Origin of the sequence: Marinovum sp. 2_MG-2023 (genome assembly GCF_030548265.1) — a bacterium.
Lineage (GTDB): Bacteria > Pseudomonadota > Alphaproteobacteria > Rhodobacterales > Rhodobacteraceae > Marinovum.
The window spans coordinates 13467-31425 of sequence record NZ_JAUOSD010000016.1 but is presented as its reverse complement, the minus strand read 5'-3'; the positions used below and the strand labels follow the sequence as shown (position 1 = coordinate 31425).

The window sequence follows — 17959 nt, the reverse complement described above, 5'->3', positions numbered from 1 at the left end:
GTCTCTCCTGCGGGCAAGGGCACTTGTGCCCGCAGAAATCGCAAATTCGTGCCTAGAACAACCCTTCTATTTGGCCATCGGCGTTCATTCGGATGTTTTCCGACGCAGGTTTTGAGGGCAGGCCCGGCATGGTCATGATCTCGCCGCAGATCACCACCACAAATCCGGCCCCCGCCGCCAGTCGCACCTCGCGCACTGGCACCGAATGGCCCAACGGTGCGCCGCGCAGATTGGGGTCGGTGGAAAACGAATATTGTGTCTTGGCCATACAGACGGGCAGGTGGCCATATCCCGCATTCTCCCATTCGCGCAGCTGGTTGCGGATCTTGCCATCGGCCAGCACCTCATCCGCGCGATAGATCGACTTGGCAATGGTTTCGATTTTCTCAAACAGCGGCAGGTCATCATCGTAAAGCGGGGCGAATTGCGCCTGTCCGCTGTCGGCAATCGCCGCGACGCGGGTTGCCAGCGCCTCGGTGCCTTCGGAGCCTTTTTCCCAATGCTGGCACAGGATTGCCTCAGACCCCTGGGTCTCGACATAGGCCTTGACCGCCGCGACCTCGTCTTCGGTGTCCGTGACAAAATGGTTGATCGCGACCACCACCGGCACGCCAAAGCTTTTGACGTTCTGGATGTGGCGGCCCAGATTTGCACAGCCCTTGTTGATGGCGGCGACGTTTTCCGCACCAAGATCGGATTTCGCCACGCCGCCATTCATCTTCATCGCGCGACAGGTGGCCACCAACACCACGCAATCGGGGGCCAGGCCCGCCTTGCGGCATTTGATGTTCATGAATTTTTCGGCCCCGAGGTCGGCACCAAAGCCGGCTTCTGTCACCACATAATCCGCCACTTTCAACGCGGTAGAGGTCGCCATGACCGAATTGCACCCATGGGCGATATTGGCAAAGGGGCCGCCATGCACAAAGGCCGGGTTGTTTTCCAGCGTTTGCACCAGATTGGGCTGCATCGCATCTTTCAACAAAACGGTCATCGCGCCATCCGCCTGAATATCGCGGCAGGTGATCGGCCTGCGGTCGCGGGTATAGGCCACGATGATGTCACCCAAACGGCGTTCCAGATCCGCAAGCGAGGTCGCAAGGCACAGGATCGCCATGACCTCTGATGCGACGGTGATGTCGAACCCGGTCTGGCGGGGAAAGCCATTGGCCACGCCGCCAAGCGAGGTCACAACGTCCCGCAAGGCCCGGTCGTTCATGTCCATCACCCGGCGCCAGACCACGCGGCGCGGATCAATCTCCAGCGCGTTTCCCCAATAGATATGGTTGTCGATCATCGCCGACAGCAGGTTGTGTGCGGTGGTGATGGCGTGGAAATCGCCGGTGAAGTGGAGGTTCATGTCCTCCATCGGCACCACCTGGGCATAGCCGCCCCCCGCCGCGCCGCCCTTCATGCCGAAATTCGGCCCGAGGCTGGCCTCGCGGATACAGATCGCGGCCTTCTTGCCGATACGGTTCAACCCGTCGCCAAGGCCCACGGTTGTCGTGGTCTTGCCTTCGCCCGCCGGGGTCGGGTTGATCGCGGTGACAAGGATCAGCTTGCCATTTTTGTTGCCCTGGACGCTGTTGATGAAATCCTGGCTGACTTTGGCCTTGTCGTGGCCAAAAGGCACCAGATGTTGAGGGCTGATACCCAGCTTGGCGCCGATCTCCTGGATTGGTTTCTTGTCAGCCTCGCGGGCGATTTCGATGTCGGAAAGATATGACATTGGGCCACTCCTGTCGGGGTTTTCCCAATTGATACCGCGCCAGACAAGCATTGATCACGGCGTTTCCGACATTTTGTCGAATGTGAGCGGCGGGATGGGCACGGTGTTTCGTCGATCGGAAACCAGAAGCGTGCAAAAAGGCGGGGGATCGTCCCGGACCTGCTCCGGGACTTCACCGGGGATTGGTCGGGCGCAGTTGGGGCAGATAAAGAGGCCCCGGATCACGTCCGGGGCGCGATATCGCCCGACGGCCAAGCAGCGAACAACCAAACACTGAACAGCCAAGCACCGAACAGCCAAGCACTGGGCAAAGAAAAACCCCCGAAGTCCGCGACCTCGGGGGCTTAAATCACTTCCGGTTTGGTTTCGGCTTATGCCGAAGGTTCCGGTTCCAAGTCACTCGATGGTTTGTTCTTGGGCTTGGTCTTTGGGATCGCGGTGACCGAAGGTGCATTGCCGGCATCTGGCGTGTCGTCTTCGTCATCGCCGATTTGCGGCGGATCACCTTTCATCACACGCTTGATTTCTTCGCCGGTCAGGGTCTCATATTCCAGCAATCCCTGTGCCAGACGTTCCCATTCCTCATTCTTGTCGGTCAGGATCTGGAACGCACGGTCATAGGCTTCCTGAATGAAGCGTTTGACCTCGGCTTCGATCAATTCCTTGGTATTGGCCGACACCGAAAGACCCGCAGTCTTGCCGTTATAGCCTTCATGCGCTTCGGAATAGTCGATATTGCCAACCTTGTCCGACATCCCCCAGCGCAGCACCATCGCACGCGCCAGCGCGCTGGCCTGTTGAATGTCGCCAGAGGGGCCGTTGGACACATTGTCCGCGCCGTATTTGATGATCTCGGCCGCTTTGCCCGCCATGGTCATCGCCAGGTTTTCTTCGCATTCCGACCGGTGCCAATTCAGGCGGTCAATCTCTGGCAGCGACACAACCATGCCCAAGGCGCCGCCGCGCGGAATGATCGTGGCCTTATAGACCGGGTCACATTTCGGCAGGGTCAGCCCGACCACAGCATGGCCAGCTTCGTGATAGGCGGTTTTTTCCTTCTGCTCTTCGGTCAGCACCATCGAGCGGCGTTCCGCGCCCATCATCACCTTGTCCTTGGCGCTTTCGAAATCCTGCATCGTCACGAATCGGCGGCCGATACGCGCGGCGGTCAATGCCGCTTCGTTCACCAGGTTCGCCAGATCAGCGCCGGAAAAGCCCGGTGTCCCCCGCGCGATGATGCGCATGTCGGAATCGGGGCCAAGCGGGATCTTGCGTGCATGCACGTTGAGGATCTTTTCGCGGCCCTTGATGTCGGGGTTCATCACGGTGACCTGACGGTCGAACCGACCGGGACGCAGCAACGCGGGGTCCAGCACATCCTTGCGGTTGGTGGCGGCGATGATGATCACGCCTTCGTTGGCCTCAAAGCCATCCATTTCCACCAGCAACTGGTTCAGCGTCTGTTCGCGTTCGTCATTGCCACCGCCATAACCGGCACCACGGGCGCGGCCCACGGCGTCAATTTCGTCGATGAACACAATGCAAGGCGCGTTTTTCTTGGCCTGTTCGAACATGTCGCGCACACGCGATGCACCAACACCCACAAACATCTCGACAAAGTCGGAACCCGAGATGGTAAAGAACGGCACACCAGCCTCGCCCGCAATCGCACGCGCCAAAAGCGTCTTACCGGTGCCCGGAGGGCCCACCAGAAGCGCACCTTTGGGGATCTGCCCACCAAGACGCGAGAATTTCTGCGGGTTGCGCAGGAATTCAACGATTTCTTCCAGCTCTTCTTTGGCCTCATCAATGCCTGCCACGTCATCAAACGTCACACGGCCCGATTTTTCGGTCAACATCTTGGCCTTGGATTTGCCAAAGCCCATGGCGCCGCCTTTGCCGCCACCCTGCATCCGGTTCATGAAATAGATCCAGACACCGATCAGCAGCAAGAATGGCAACAGGCTGAGGATGAATGACTGAAACCCGGATTGCTCCTGGCTTTCGGCATTCACATTCACATCATTGTCCAGCAAAAGCTGGGTCACTTCGGCATCGTCGGGCTTCACTGTGACATAGTCGCGGCCATCCTTGCCCTTGAAGCGGATGGTTTCACCGTCAATGGTGACCGTGGCGACCTTGTCCTCTTCGACCAGCTGGACGAAGTCGGAATAGGGCGTGCCCTGGCTTTGCAGCGTATTGCCGCCGCCCGAAAACAGATTGAAAAGCGTCAGGATCAGTACAAAAAGTACGACCCAAAAGGCGATATTACGCAGATTGCCCAAGTAAATTCTCCCGGAAGTTGGGTTTGGTCCGCTCTATAGCGTGCCCTTGCAGTGAAAAATAGGGGTTTCGCGGGCAAATTCAATGCATCCGGATGAAGTTGGGAAAACTGCCCTGGCCCGCGAAATAGTCGGTTGTATGGGCCGGACCATATCCCGCCGGGGCAAAGGCATGCAATCGGTCGCGTTCAAACACCGCCGGCTGGGCGATCAGGCTTTGATAGGGCAGGCCGGCTGGGCGTTGATCAAGCTGCGCGGCCCCCTCGGCCCCAAGCGCCCGCACCGTCATACCCGCGATCTTTGGCCCCTGGATTCGCACCCTTTGGTCCCAGATGTCGCCGACCTGCGCGGTTGTTGCGGCCACGGCGCGGTATTCACGGCAGATCCGAATATCGGTCTTTTCCGCGCGGATCATGCAGCCGTGCAATGTCCCGTGGCCGCCAGAGAGCACGCGCTCTGCCGTCGCCTCCAATGCCTGCGCGCGCGGGCGATAGGGCTGGACCGCCACATATTGCAGCCCGACCGCCAGAAGCCGCAGCCGGGTTTCGGCATCCAGCGCCGCCAAAGCGTCGCGATCATACAGCAAATCACCATATTGGGCCCGCACCAGATCCGCCGCCGCGTCCTGGGCCCAGCGTTGCAATCCGTCGCGCGCGCGTGCCATGCGCGTGGCGGTCTGCGCCAGCGTCGGCACGTCCAGCCCAAGCGGTTGCAACAGATCCATTGCCTGGCGCATGCGCACCCGGTCGTATTTCGGATCGTCATTCGACGGATCGTCGACCCAGGTGCCTTTGAGAACCGTCAAATAATGCCGCAAATCGGCGCGCCGCGCGTTCAGAAGCGGCCGGATCAGCCAAAACCCGCTGTCGGCCGCGTCCCGATCTGCGGCCTGTGGCCCGGAGGGCACAAACCGTTTTTCTGGAATCGATGCCAAACCGTCAACACCCGACCCCCGCGCCAAGCGCATCAAGAATGTTTCGGCCTGATCATCTGCCGTATGGGCCATCAGCACATGGCGCAGCGACCCGCGCCAATCCTCGATCAGGGACAATCGCGCCGCGCGCGCCGCGTCTTGCAGGTTGCCGTGACCATCCCAACCCGGCCCCGAAGGGCCTTGCCAGCGCAATGTGCTATGTGAATGTCCCAGCTCGGCGCAGGTGCGGGCGACAAACTCTGCCTCATCGGCACTTTCCGCCCGCAACCCGTGATCCACCGTCACAACCCGCAAGGTGACACCATATTGATGGGTCCAATTATGGGCGAGTGTCAGCATCGCCATGCTGTCACCACCGCCAGACACGGCCAAACCAATCGTGTCCGGAAAATCCGGGCCCAGAAGCGCCCCCATGGCATCGGCAAAATGGCTCTGCAGACAAAACCCGGTCATGCCCTTGGCCTTCTTCTGTTCAAAAATATCCCGGGGGAGGCCGCCTTTGGCGGGCGGGGGCAGCGCCCCCAACTGTCTGTCACCGCCAGGACGACAACCCGATTGACCGAACCGAAATCAGGTGCAATTCAGGTTTTGCATTTCTGCCTGTGCGTCCTGAACCTGCGTGGCAGCGGGGAATCGTGTTTCAATTTCACCCAAGGTCTGACAGGCTGCGGCCATCTGCCCCAGCGCGCCAAGCGCACGGCCAAGATGCACCAGCGCGGTCGCGGCATCCGGGCCTTCGGTATCTACAGAATAGGCGTTCAGATAGGCCCGGGCCGCTTCGCGCAAGTCGCCAAGACCTTCCAACGCCTGACCCCGCCCCAGACTGGCCTTGGTGGCTAACGGTCCGCCCGGATAGGTCTCATTAAAGGTCGCAAAGAGGTCCGCGGCGCTGCGAAAGTCACCTGTGGCGAGCGCCTCCCCGGCTCGCCGAAAGTCTTCTTCTTCGCTCAGCGCCAGCGCCGGTCCATCACCAGATGCAGGTGGGGCAGGGGCCACCGGAGCGGCAGGCAATTCCTCGGTCGTGCCGCCACCAAGGGTGGTGGTGTCGCCCAATTGGCCGACATCGCCGCCTTCGAGTTCGACAAGACGAAATTCCAGATCTCCGATCCGTTTGGTGCCATCGGTGACCACCTGATTGATGCGGAATTCCAGCTGTTCGGTCTTGCCGGTCAGCCGCGTCAGTTCCGCTTCAATCACCTGAACCCGGTCCAGAAGCGTCCCGCCGCCACCCGCTGCAGTGCTGCCGCCAGTGGTCGACAGCTCACGTTTCAGGCGCTGCACCTCGACATTCAGCAACGTCAGATCCTGGCGGATGTCCGCCAATGTCTGTTCACGATCCTGGGCAAGGCCCGCAATCGGCAGACCCGCAACCAGGCCGAAAATCAACAGAAATCGCATATTTCTACCCCTCCGCAAGGGCGCTGGATCAGCTTGTCAGACCGCCGGCAATGACCGTGACCGCGCGGCGGTTCTTGGCGTAACAGGATTCTTCCGAACAGATCTCGATCGGGCGTTCTTTGCCAAAAGTCACGAATTTGAGTCGCGATGCCGAAACCCCCTGAGAAATCAGGTATTCACGTACCGCATTGGCCCGCCGTCCGCCAAGGGCAAGGTTGTATTCCCGCGTGCCTTGTTCGTCGGCATGACCTTCGATCACCGCAACATAGTCGGAATTGGTGATCAGCCATTGTGCCTGGGCGTTGAGGATGGATTGCGCTTCGCTGGTCAGCGAAGATTGATCAACCACAAACAGCACCCGATCGCCAATCGCCTGTTGGAAATAGGTCGGGCTGGTCGGATCGCCCAGACCGCCACCAGTGCCCGCACCAGCACCGGCATCAAAGTCGCTGCCACCAACGCCGCTGTCTGCGCTGTCAAACCGGCCCGCACCGGTGCAGGCCGACACGGCCAAAGCGCCCATCAAAAGCACGATCTTGCTCATATGTTTCATTGTCTTGTCCTGCTCCGCCATCTGGCATTGTGCCATTGTTAAGTCCGAGTCTATCACAGCCCCGCCGCGCAATACATATCTATTGCAAATCCACCACAGCGCCTATTGCAACGGACCCCAGCTGGGGTCCGACGCCGCACCGGGCGTGCGCACCCGTTTCAGATTTCGGCCCGACACATCCACCGAATACAGGTTGGATTGTCCGCTGGCGCCCTGTGTTTCGCGGGTGAACATGATCACCCGGCCATTGGGTGCCCAGGTCGGTCCCTCGTCGAGGAACGATGCGGTCAGCAACCGCTCTTCGCTGCCATCGGTGCGCATCACGCCGATGTGGAACCGGCCCTTGTGCTGTTTGGTAAAGGCAATCAAATCGCCGCGCGGCGACCAGACCGGCGTGCCATAACGCCCCTGACCAAAGGAAATGCGCTGCGCTTCGCCGCCATTTGCCGACATGATATAGAGCTGCTGGCTGCCCGACCGGTCGCTTTCAAACACGATCCGCCCCCCGTCCGGGCTATAGGACGGCGCGGTTTCGATCGCGGGGGTATTGGTCAACCGGCTGGATTGGCCCGACGCCAGATCCATGGTGAAGATGTCGGTATTCGACCCTTCGCTGAGGGAATAAACCGCAGTGACGCCATTGGGGGCAAAGCGCGGCGCAAAGGACATCTTGTCCGATTGGGTTTCAAGAATTCGGCTGCGGGTGTCACCCACATCCAGCACGTGAATGCGCGGGAACCCGGTCGCATAAGAGGTATAGAGCACCCGGTCGCCGGTGGGCGAAAACCGCGGCGCCAGCACAATCGACGAGCTGTCGGTCAGATACTGCACATTTGCGCCGTCGTAATCCATGATCCCCAGCCGCTTCTTGCGTTCGTTCTTGGGGCCGGTTTCGGACACAAACACCACGCGGCTGTCGAAATAGCCGGTTTCGCCCGTGATCCGGCTATAGACCGCATCCGCCACCTTGTGCGCCATGCGCCGCCATCCATCCGTGGTGCCCTGAAATTGCAATCCACGGCCCAGTTCGCTGTCGGAAAACACGTCATAGACCCGGAATTTGACCGTCAGCTGGCCATCCCCCGACACGGTGACCGCCCCCATGATCAGCGCCTGGGCATTGATCGCCTTCCAGTCGGCATATTGCACCGGCGCGGCAAAGCTGGTCGGGCGCGAAATAAAGGCCTCTTCGTTGATCTGGTCAAAAAGCCCGGTGCCGATCAAATCATCGGCCACCACCTGGGCCAGCTTGGCCCCCCATTCCGCCGCCCCGCTGTTTTCAGCGATGAAGCCCGGCACAGCAAAGGGCAGCGGTTCAACCACGCCTTCGGTGATTTCGATCCGGAGTGGCGCGGCCTGGGCCGTGGCCGTCAATGTCAGGGCCAGAGCGGCCAAAACGGCACAGAGCATTTCTCGCATTCGATAAAGCATGGTCATCTCCCAACATTTTCGGGATTGAAGGTCATTTCAATATCCCGCCACTGGTCGTATTTCTCTTGCGGCAGGTCAAAGCCGTCTTTCTGGCACCGCAGAATGGCACGCCGCGCCGCATCAAAGGCAACCCGCGCAGCCGCGTCGTCACCCCCGGTGGCCGAGACCATCCGCAAAGAGCTGGTCACGACACGCCCGGTTTCTTCCATTTTCATGCCCACAACCACGGTGACCCGCGACGCAACAGAGCCGACATCGACAACCCAGCATTGTTGCACGGCGACGCGCAGGTCTTCGCGTTCGCCGGCGGTCAACGGTGGGCCTGCGGGGGCGGCGGACGTGGTGGTGCCACCCAGGGCCTCGGCCAATGCGTCGTTGACCGCATCTGCGGTCGTCTCACGGGCCGTTGGCGCGGGGGTGGCAGGGGTGGTTGTGTCCGCCGGTTGTGTTGCAGGTTGTGGTGCCGGCGTCTGCGGCGTTGCCGGCGCGGCCGCGGCAAGATTGCTGGGCCTGCTGCGCGGGCGGATGGTTCTTTCCGGCGCACCAGAGGGGGCTTCATCCGCTTCGGTCACGATTTTGCTGGTCGCTTCTTCCTGGGCGGTGGCGTCCTGTTCTTCCTGAGGCGGGGCCGTGGTTTCGCTCTCGTCGGGCACAACCGCCTCCTGAGACTCTTCTGCGATCTGCACATCCGGTTCCGGCGGCGCAACCGGTTCCGGCGCAACCCGTGGGGCGGGGCGCGGCCGGGGGCGGGGCGACACTTCGGGCAGGGCAATTTCCACATCTTCCGCCGCCGGCGGGGCCGGTTCTGCGGGGGGCGAGACTTCGGGCGGGCTGACCGGGGCGGGCAGCGGCGGCGGAGTTTCGGGCAGGGCCTCGGGGGCCAGCGGGGCTGGCGCGGTTTCGACCGGTGCGGGACTTGGTTCGGGCGCGGGTGGCTCCGGCGTGGGCACCGCTGGGGCCGGGTCTTCGGCGGCCGGCGGTGCCACCGGCTCTGCCGGGGCCTCGGCAATCACCGGTGCGCTGTCCGGCGTGGCGGTTTCGCTTTCTGATCCGGGCGGCGTTGCGGCCCCAACCAGAGCTGCATATTCGGCCTCGGAAATCGTGGTGACGCTGGTGACGTCAAACGGCAATGGCTCGACCTCAAACAGCGGGCCAATCAACAGCCAGCCGATCAGGCCGACATGCGCCGCGCCCGATACGTAATGGCCGACATGGGCGCGATGGCCCAGGAAAGTCATATTTGGAAGCATTTGCACCAAAGCGCCCCGGATTACCCGCCGTCGCGATCATTGCCGCTGGCGGAATCGCGGCCATCCAGACGTGGACCACCAACTTCCGTGACCAGACCGATGTTGCTGAACCCGCCGGCGTTAAGCGCCCCCATGACTTGCATCACCTCGGCATAGGGCACGGCCCCATCGGCGCGCAGGAACACCCGGTCGCTTGTGCGTTCTGCCGCAATGGCGCGCAACTTGCCCACCAGATCCTCGGCCCCGGTTTCCGTGGTCTGGATCAGAATGCGGTTGTCGGCGGTCAAGGTTATGGTCAGCGGTTCCTCGGCCTCGCTGCTCAGGGCGCTGGCCGCAGATTTCGGCAATTCCACCGGCACCCCGACGGTCAGCAACGGGGCCGACACCATGAAAATGATCAGCAGAACCAACATTACGTCGACAAAGGGCGTGACGTTGATTTCGGCCATCGGGCGTGCGCCGCCCCGGCGACGACGGCCCCGACCTGAGTTGCCTTCAGACTTTATGACACCCGCAGCCATGGCTCAGCTGTCCAGCTGACGGCTGAGGATGGTGGCGAATTCATCGGCGAAACTTTCATACCCCGACAGGATCCGATCCGCATCCGCGCTCAGCTTGTTATAGAAAATCACCGCCGGAATCGCGGCCAACAGCCCCAAACCGGTCGCCATCAGCGCCTCGGCAATGCCGGGGGCCACAACCGCAAGCGAGGTGTTCTGCTGTTCGGCAATCTCGATAAAGGCATTCATGATGCCCCAGACCGTGCCGAACAAACCCACAAACGGCGCGGTAGAGCCAACAGTGGCCAGCACGCTCAGACCGCGCTGCATGTCATCACTGACCGCGGCAATCGCCACATTCATCGACCGGTCGATGCGCGCCTGTGCGCCGGGGATCAACCCGCCATCTTCGCGGTGCGAACGCCGCCATTCCAACATGCCGGCGGCAAATACTTTTTGCGACCTGCCTTTGGGCTCGGGGCCCATCTGTTCGAACAATTCGTCCAGGGGCTCACCGGACCAGAAATCGCGATCAAACCGCTTTGCCTCTCGCCGCGCACCGCGATAGGCGATCAGGTTGTAGACGATGATCGACCATGACCAGAAACTTGCCACGATCAACGCCACCATCACCAGTTTTACGGTCAGTGTCGCACGTGCAAAAAGCCCCCACATAGAGAAGTCTATCTCCTGTGCGAGCGCTAGGGTCTCTGTTTCCATCTGCCTGCTCTTTGTTGTGGCGACTTTATCTGTCGTCCTATGTGGTCGTGACGGTCGCGTGACTGCTTTGGGGCCGGTTCTGTGCGGCCAATTGATCCGATTATTAACGGAAATGAAGGGGGAAAGCCAACACGAAGGCGTCAATTGACCCTGTTTGTCACCTTTTGCCCGTTGGGTTGGCGGATATTTGCCGGAAGGCTGAAACATGCCGAAGGATGGCGGGGGGCACTGCATTTCGCCCTTGTCTTTGCACCGCGAAAAACCGGCAAGAATCCGGCGCCATAAGCAATGGATCGGCCTCGCCCTTTCATCTGACCAAAAATATCCCGGGGGTCGGGGGGCTGGCCCCCCGTCGGTTCGGGCGGCCAGTTCCTGACGGGTCTGGCGGGATCAATGCAATTGCTGGCGCAAAGCGCCCGGCAATCGCATCGGCTGACCTGCGGCACCGATCACCACCAGTGTCACCTTGGCATCAAACAGGATGTCATCGCCCCGCCGGACCACTTGATGCAGCACCATGCGCGCGCCGGTGACCTGTGCCGGGCTGGTATCAACCCTGAGATCGTCGCCATAATACGCGGGCATCAGGTAGTCACATTCGATCCGACGCACGACAAACACCTGTCCGTCGCGATCTTTCATTTCGCGTTGATCAATCCCAAGCGCAGCCACCCATTCGCTGCGCGCGCGTTCAATGAATTTGAGGAAATTGGCGTGATACACGATCCCCGCCATGTCGGTGTCTTCATAATAAACCCGGCAGGTGAACTGATGTGGCATGGTGGCTCCTGATGTTGGTACGAGACAAACCAGCAACCGGCCAGCGGTGCAAGCCCGCTGTGAGGGGCAAGACTCGTGCCAGGTGGCGGCAATCTGAAATCGCTTGCTTCAGCCGCCGCTCGCATGCGGATCTGACCGCCCGGCACGGCGCGCGGGGCTGAAAGCATGGCGTTCCCATCTTGTCCGGCGGCCAAGGTGGTTTCAGGGCTCGCCCCAAGCAAAGCGAAGAGGCGTCTTTATGATAAAACAGATCGCGCCATCACGGGCCAGATGGGGGGACATTGCCAAATGACTACCCTGCGTTGATGGTGAGTTGACGTTAATTGCTGATTTGCGCGTCAACCCCATTTTTAAGGGGACAATTGCGTCAAATTCCCGTAGCTAGAACCTTTAATTGTCGCATTATGGTTACCAGTAACATTACGATCAAGATATTATGAATTCAGGGAAAAAACTTTAGCATGGGGCAAAGGACAGGACGGGACGGACCCGGTACCGCAATCAAGGCGCGGTTGCGCATGACCGTGAATTCACGGTTTGTGTTGGCTCTTTTTCTGGGACTGACAATGGTGGCGGTTGTCGCCGAACCGTTTCACACCAAAGGGGTGCTGACGGTTCCGGTGCGCATGATCTACTGGTCCGTCATTATTGCGGTGTCGATGGTGGCGGGGGGCGTCTTTGACGAGATCGGGATCTGGCTCGCCGGTCCATCTGCCCCGGTTTGGCGTGCGCCTGTTCTGGGGGCCACGATGATGAGTGTCGTCTTTACCCCGTTTGTCGTTATATGGTCCCAGCTGTTCGTCGCCTTTGGCGCGGCGCTTGACCCGGCGATGGGGAAAATCTTTCTGTCTGTGCTGGTGCCGACAATTGCGGTTTTTGCGGCGGTACACGCCCAGAAATCCAAACGTGCGGTCGGGGCGCATCTGGCCGATGCACCCGATGCCACCGAAGAAGAGACGACCCCGCCGCCCAATGCACAGCTCGCCTACCGCCTGACCACACCACAGGCCACCATCTTTCGTGTCTCTGCCAATGATCACCTGACCGAAGTGGCCACCGACCAAGGGATCGAACTCATTCGGATGCGGTTTTCCGATGCGGTCCGAGAGATGGATCCTGTGCCGGGCTGCAATATCCATCGCTCTCATTGGGTGGCCTTGTCATCGGTCAATGGGTTGGAGCGGCGTCAAGGCAAGATGTTCATCAAACTGGCCAATGGTGATGAACTGCCGGTCAGCCGCACCTACCGCCCGGAGCTTCAGGCGCTTTTGCCCGATCTGTTCTGAGGCATCGGTATCACCAGAACCTGTCGCCCGGTCAAAACGGCGCGGGCGTCCGGTGCCATCAACCGGGCAAAGGCGGGATCGTCACAGCGCAACCCGCCGGTATAGGTGCCAAGGGCGGGCAGGATGACCCGCGTCCTGTCCAGCAGAAAACAGGGGCGCGACGCCGCCTTCATCCGGGCCTTCGGATGGTAATGCCCCGATATTTCCCCGGTGTCCGCCGGTTCGGCAATATGGCGAAAGGTGACGCCCAGATGCTGAAACCTCGCCAGATGTGCACCCGCCAGATTCACGGGGCCGGGATCGTGGTTGCCTTCGATCCAGATCCAGCGGCGCCCGGCCTGAAGCCGGGTGATCCAGTCGCGCGCATCACGGGGCAGATCATCCAGCGCCTGAAGGTCGTCGAAACTGTCGCCGAGGCAAATCACGATGTCCGGATTCGTGGCCTCGATCTCGGCCGCCAGCCGTGCCAGCGTATCGGTCACATCATAGGGCGGCAATTGCACCGCGTTGCGCCGGGCCTGCCTTGCCGATTTCCCAAGGTGCAGGTCCGATACCGTCAAAATCCCGGCTTCTGGCCAATGTAACGCGCCCGTGGCCCGGGCGACCATCCGGTGGCCGGCAAAAGAAAACTCATAGGCGTTCATGCTATGTTCATGGCTGACTTGGGGGCGGGGCGCAAGCGCTTACAAGTTCCCTAATCCCGCCGCCGTCATCAACGTCTCGGCCTCCTGTTGCAAGAGCCGCTCTCGGCCGGCGCCTTCGATCGGCACTTTGCCCACCTCCAGCAACAACGGTGCCGCCAGCGGTGTCACCCGGTCCAGTCTGCGCAGGTCGATCCGCCCCTGCACCCGTTCTGCCATCTCTCGGATTCGGGCAAAATCCACCAGCCCGCGCATCGCCTCGGTCCGGGTGATCCGCATCAGCAAGTGATCGGGGTCGTACTTCAGCAATGTGTCATAGAGGATGTCACTGGAAAACGTCGCTTGCCGCCCGGATTTCCGGCTGCCCGGCATGTTGCGATTGATCAGCCCGGCAATGGTGGCACTGGCGCGAAAGGTGCGTTTCATCACCGCATTCCCGGCCAACCATCCCTCCAATCCGGCCTCCAGCGCGGCAATATCAAACAGCGGCGCGGGATCGGTCAATGGCTGTAACCCCCAGATCAGCGTGGCATAATCCGTCGCAACAAACCCCAATGGATCCAGCCCCAGATCCTCTAACCGTTTGGTCAGCAAAAGCCCAAGGGTCTGCTGGGCATTGCGGCCCGCAAAGCCATAGATGCAGGCATGTTCACGTCCGTCATGCGCAAAGCTCTCGATCAACAGCCGCCCCTGTTTCGGCAATTCACTGACCTGGCGTTGCAGGTCAAGCCAATCGCGGGTGTGTTCCGGCAGATAGGGCCAATCATCGGCGGCAAACATCGCCAGAATGCGCTGGCTTAGCTGTGTCGAAGTGGCGAATTTGGTGCCGGAAAAGACCGCGACTTTGGGCTTTTTGCGGGCATCGCGTGTCACCTCGACCACCATATCGCGCAATCCCTGATAGGCGACGATCTGGCCACCAATCAAAAAGGTATCGCCAGGCGTCAGGCTGGCGGCAAAGCTTTCTTCGACCTCGCCCAATGGTTTGCCGCCGCGACCCTTGAACCGCACCTTCAACAGGTCGGCATCCTGGATCGTGCCAATGTTCATTCGGATCAATTGCGTCGCACGCGGGTCGCGCAAATGCCAAAGCCCATCTTCGTGTTGTTTCAACCGCTGCCATTGATCATAGGCGCGCAGCGCATAACCACCGGTGGCGCAAAACGCCAGACAATCGTCAAACTGCGCCCGGCTGAGGGTCGCATATGGCCCGGCGCGCGTCATTTCGGCAAAAAGCAGATCCGCATCAATCGGCTCGGCGCAGGCGGTGATCAGGATATGTTGGCAGAGCACATCCAACGGTCCCGGCCCGCGTGGATCACCATCCAGATCATGCGCTTTTGCGGCTTGCAGCGCGGCATGGCATTCCACCACCTCAAACCGGTTGGCGGGCACCAGCCGCGCCTTGGACGGCGCATTGTAGCGATGGTTGGCGCGGCCAATCCGTTGGATCAGCCGTTTGACATTCTTCGGCGCGCCGACCTGAATCACCAGATCGACATCACCCCAGTCGATCCCCAGATCGAGACTGCCGGTACAGACAATGGCGCGCAAATCGCCCCGCACCATCGCGGCCTCGACCCGCTCGCGCTGGGCGCGGTCCAGCGATCCGTGGTGAATGCCGATGGGCAGGCTTTCGTCATTGGCCAACCACATGTTGTGAAAGAAAATCTCGGCCTGGGCGCGGGTATTGTGGAAAATCAGCGTCGTCCTGTGCGCTTTCACCGCCGCCATCACCTGGGGAATGGCAAAACTGGCCCCGCCACCGGACCACGGCGGCGCATCGGGCAAGTCCAACATGGCAATATCCGGGTCCGGGCCCGGATCGGCCTGAACAATCGTACAAGGATCGGGATGGCACGCGAGAAAATGCGCGATCGCGCCCGGATCTTCCACCGTTGCGGACAGGCCAACCCGGCGCAGGTCGGGGCACATTGTCTGCAACCGCGCCAGCGACAACATCAACTGATCGCCGCGCTTGCTCTCGGCCAGCGCATGGATCTCGTCGACAACAACCCGCTGCAATCCCTCGAAGATCCTCGGCGCATCCTCATAGGAAATCAGCAGCGCCAAACTCTCTGGCGTGGTGAGCAGAATATGCGGCGGGTCGGCGCGCTGGCGCCGTTTCTGCGTATAAGACGTGTCGCCGGTGCGGTCCTCGATCCGAATGGGCAATCCCATTTCGGCCACAGGCGTGCTCAGATTTCGTTTGATATCCGCCGCCAGCGCCTTGAGCGGCGAAACATACAAGGTGTGCAACCCCTGATGCAGACCATCGGCCAATTCGGCCAGAGACGGCAAAAACCCCGCTATGGTCTTGCCGCCCCCCGTCGGGGCAATCAGCAACAATGCAGGTTCTGACGCCCGATCCACCATCTCTTGTTGATGGGGATGCACGCGCCAATTGCGGGCGGAAAACCATGTCAAAAGGGCAGGAGGTAAAGGTGCGGCGGGCAAATCGGTCATAGGCCAAACGTATCGCCCGCCGGTGCGGTTCGAAACCGCTAAGGTCTTCTTCTGTTCACAAATATCCCGGGGGTTCGGGGGCTGGCCCCCGATCCGCAATCTGCCTATTTCACGATCTTTTCGTCTTTGACGAACATATTGGCCCAGGCGCGGTCAATATATTCCGGCGTCATTTGCGGCGCGACGCCCTCGAATGCACAGATCGACAGGATTTGATCAATCAGAAATACCGGTTGGTAATTGGCGTACACATTCTGGATCGTCGGGTATTTGCTTTGCAACAGGTGGATCAGGCTCGCTTCATCCAACGGCAGCTTCTTCTTCTTCGCCACCAACGCAAAGATTTTCAGAAAATCTTTCTGATCCGGCCCGTCGATTTTGATCTTGAAGAAGATCCGCCGCAATGCCGCCTGGTCGAAGATTTCGTTCGGATGAAAGTTGGTGGAAAACACCACCAGCGTGTCAAACGGGACTTCGAATTTCTCACCCGATTGCAGGGCCAGGATGTCGCGGTTTTCCTCCAGCGGGACAATCCAGCGGTTGACCAGCGCCTGGGGCGGTTCTTCCTGACGGCCAAGGTCATCAACGATGAAAATCCCGCCGGCGCTCTTCAATTGCAGGGGCGCCTGATAGGTGCGGGCGGTTGGATTATAGACCAGATCCAGCATTTTCAGCGAAAGTTCACCACCTGTCACCACCGTCGGGCGTTCACAGCGCACATAGCGCGTGTCATAGCGGTTGCCGGATCGGCGCAGCTGATTGGGATCATCTTCCTGGGTTTCCGCCGCGGAATGGACAATCGGGTCATAGACCGTGATCACCTGACCGGCATATTCGATCGCGCGCGGGACAAAGATCTTGTCGCCCATCGCCTTGCGAATCCCGTTCGAGATCGAGGATTTCCCGTTGCCCGGTGGGCCATACATCAGGATCGACCGCCCGGCGCTCACGGCGGGGCCCAATTGGTCCATCAAACTGGTGGGCAGGATCAGGTCGCCCATGGCCGCCGTCAGCTGGTCGCGGGTGATTTGCAGGTTGCGGATCGACTGGCGTTTGATCTGTTCCTGATAAACCGCCAGCGGCACCGGCATCGCGCCGAAATATTCCGATTGCGTCAGCGCATCCAACGCCCGCGCCTTGCCCGCATCGGTCAGCTCGTATCCCATTTCATTGCCGGAATTGGCGTTCAGCGTGCCGGTCGCCTGCAAAAACTTCTGGCTGCGCGCCAGATCCACCAGCTCTTGTGTGACCGGGATCGGCAGACAGATGTTGCGGGCAATCTCTGTCACCATATCGAGGTTCGACCGGAACATGGTTTTCAACAAAATGTCCCGCATCATCACAATCGGCAGGCGCATTTCCTCCAACCGCTTGGGGGCGGGGGGGGCTGTGACATTTCCGGCGGCCATGTTCATGGCAATTTCCTCATAAAAGACGGGCGCAGTCTGGGGATCAGGGGTTCAGAAACGGTAAAGTCGTTCACGATCACCCCCCGAATACCGCACCCAACATCAGATAAAGCGCCAATGTGCCCCCCAGCGCCAGACCCATCGGAAAGTCGCTTCCGCTGTCCCAGCTGTCCCAGTTCGGGGCCAAACGGCGCAGACCGGAATGTTTTGCCAACCGATGGGCGCCAAAGGCCCCCAGAAGCGTGGCGGCCAGCAGCATCAGCAGAAATGCCAGATCCGCCGGGTCGACAAAGGGCGCGGCGGCGGCGGCAAACTTTGCGTCACCCGCCCCGACAAGACCGGTGGCATTCATCAAAATCCCCAGCGCCAGCACAATGGCCAACTGCAAGAACCGCCAAGGGTATTCCGCCAAAGGCAGGGCAATCAATCCAACCACCGCAAAGACCGCGACCAGCGCCAGAACGGCCTTGTTCGGGATCTTCATCATCCGCATGTCGGACCAGCAGACATAAATGCAGATTGGCACCACAAATGGCAGAAACCAAAGCGCCGACCACATGGTGATATCCAGCGACATGGA

General features: G+C 60.4%; 15 protein-coding genes. 1 reads left to right on the top strand and 14 read right to left on the bottom strand.

Annotation, left to right across the window (positions count from 1 at the left end):
• Positions 1–52 precede the first annotated feature (52 nt).
• From Q4577_RS16760 to ybgC, 10 genes are all read right to left on the bottom strand, one after another.
• Positions 53–1729, bottom strand: a complete 1677-nt coding sequence (locus tag Q4577_RS16760; protein WP_303470863.1) for a formate--tetrahydrofolate ligase — start codon at positions 1727–1729, stop codon at positions 53–55.
• A 371-nt stretch (positions 1730–2100) separates the two neighbouring features.
• Positions 2101–4014: an ATP-dependent zinc metalloprotease FtsH gene (gene ftsH / locus Q4577_RS16755; protein ID WP_303470861.1), complete on the bottom strand. Its 1914-nt coding sequence runs from the start codon at positions 4012–4014 to the stop codon at positions 2101–2103.
• A 79-nt stretch (positions 4015–4093) separates the two neighbouring features.
• Positions 4094–5398, bottom strand: coding sequence for a tRNA lysidine(34) synthetase TilS (gene tilS, locus Q4577_RS16750; protein ID WP_303470859.1), 1305 nt, complete (start codon positions 5396–5398; stop codon positions 4094–4096).
• A 117-nt stretch (positions 5399–5515) separates the two neighbouring features.
• Positions 5516–6343 carry a tetratricopeptide repeat protein gene (locus Q4577_RS16745; RefSeq protein WP_303470857.1) on the bottom strand — a complete coding sequence of 276 codons (828 nt, stop codon included), beginning with the start codon at positions 6341–6343 and terminating at the stop codon, positions 5516–5518.
• A gap of 28 nt (positions 6344–6371) precedes the next feature.
• On the bottom strand, positions 6372–6896 hold the full coding sequence (pal, locus tag Q4577_RS16740) for a peptidoglycan-associated lipoprotein Pal (protein WP_244688685.1): 525 nt from the start codon (positions 6894–6896) through the stop codon (positions 6372–6374).
• Positions 6897–6998: 102 nt separating this feature from the next.
• The gene (tolB, locus tag Q4577_RS16735; RefSeq protein ID WP_303471036.1) at positions 6999–8315 is read right to left on the bottom strand and encodes a Tol-Pal system beta propeller repeat protein TolB; all 1317 of its coding nucleotides are present in this window, start codon (positions 8313–8315) and stop codon (positions 6999–7001) included.
• A gap of 14 nt (positions 8316–8329) precedes the next feature.
• Positions 8330–9577 (bottom strand): cell envelope biogenesis protein TolA, encoded by a 1248-nt coding sequence (locus Q4577_RS16730; RefSeq protein ID WP_303471034.1) that lies wholly within the window; start codon positions 9575–9577, stop codon positions 8330–8332.
• A 20-nt stretch (positions 9578–9597) separates the two neighbouring features.
• Positions 9598–10098, bottom strand: a complete 501-nt coding sequence (gene tolR / locus Q4577_RS16725; RefSeq protein WP_303470854.1) for a protein TolR — start codon at positions 10096–10098, stop codon at positions 9598–9600.
• 3 nt (positions 10099–10101) lie between these two features.
• Positions 10102–10797, bottom strand: coding sequence for a protein TolQ (tolQ, locus tag Q4577_RS16720; protein WP_244688689.1), 696 nt, complete (start codon positions 10795–10797; stop codon positions 10102–10104).
• Positions 10798–11187: 390 nt separating this feature from the next.
• Positions 11188–11577: a tol-pal system-associated acyl-CoA thioesterase gene (gene ybgC, locus Q4577_RS16715; RefSeq protein ID WP_244688691.1), complete on the bottom strand. Its 390-nt coding sequence runs from the start codon at positions 11575–11577 to the stop codon at positions 11188–11190.
• A gap of 518 nt (positions 11578–12095) precedes the next feature.
• On the opposite strand from ybgC, the gene Q4577_RS16710 reads away from it, so the two are divergent.
• Complete coding sequence (locus tag Q4577_RS16710; RefSeq protein WP_303470851.1) at positions 12096–12863, top strand: LytTR family DNA-binding domain-containing protein; 768 nt, start codon at positions 12096–12098, stop codon at positions 12861–12863.
• Here Q4577_RS16710 and pdeM read toward each other — a convergent pair.
• The 4 genes from pdeM to Q4577_RS16690 all read right to left on the bottom strand — a co-directional run bounded on the left by pdeM (position 12836) and on the right by Q4577_RS16690 (position 17956).
• Entirely contained in the window at positions 12836–13507 is a 672-nt protein-coding gene (pdeM, locus tag Q4577_RS16705; protein WP_303470849.1) for a ligase-associated DNA damage response endonuclease PdeM, read from the bottom strand. The two genes, Q4577_RS16710 and pdeM, sit on opposite strands and share 28 nt — an antisense overlap.
• A gap of 39 nt (positions 13508–13546) precedes the next feature.
• Positions 13547–15970 (bottom strand): ligase-associated DNA damage response DEXH box helicase, encoded by a 2424-nt coding sequence (locus Q4577_RS16700; RefSeq protein WP_303470848.1) that lies wholly within the window; start codon positions 15968–15970, stop codon positions 13547–13549.
• A 104-nt stretch (positions 15971–16074) separates the two neighbouring features.
• On the bottom strand, positions 16075–17385 hold the full coding sequence (locus Q4577_RS16695; protein WP_303470847.1) for an ATPase: 1311 nt from the start codon (positions 17383–17385) through the stop codon (positions 16075–16077).
• A 70-nt stretch (positions 17386–17455) separates the two neighbouring features.
• Positions 17456–17956 carry a prepilin peptidase gene (locus Q4577_RS16690; RefSeq protein ID WP_244688701.1) on the bottom strand — a complete coding sequence of 167 codons (501 nt, stop codon included), beginning with the start codon at positions 17954–17956 and terminating at the stop codon, positions 17456–17458.
• Positions 17957–17959 lie beyond the last annotated feature (3 nt).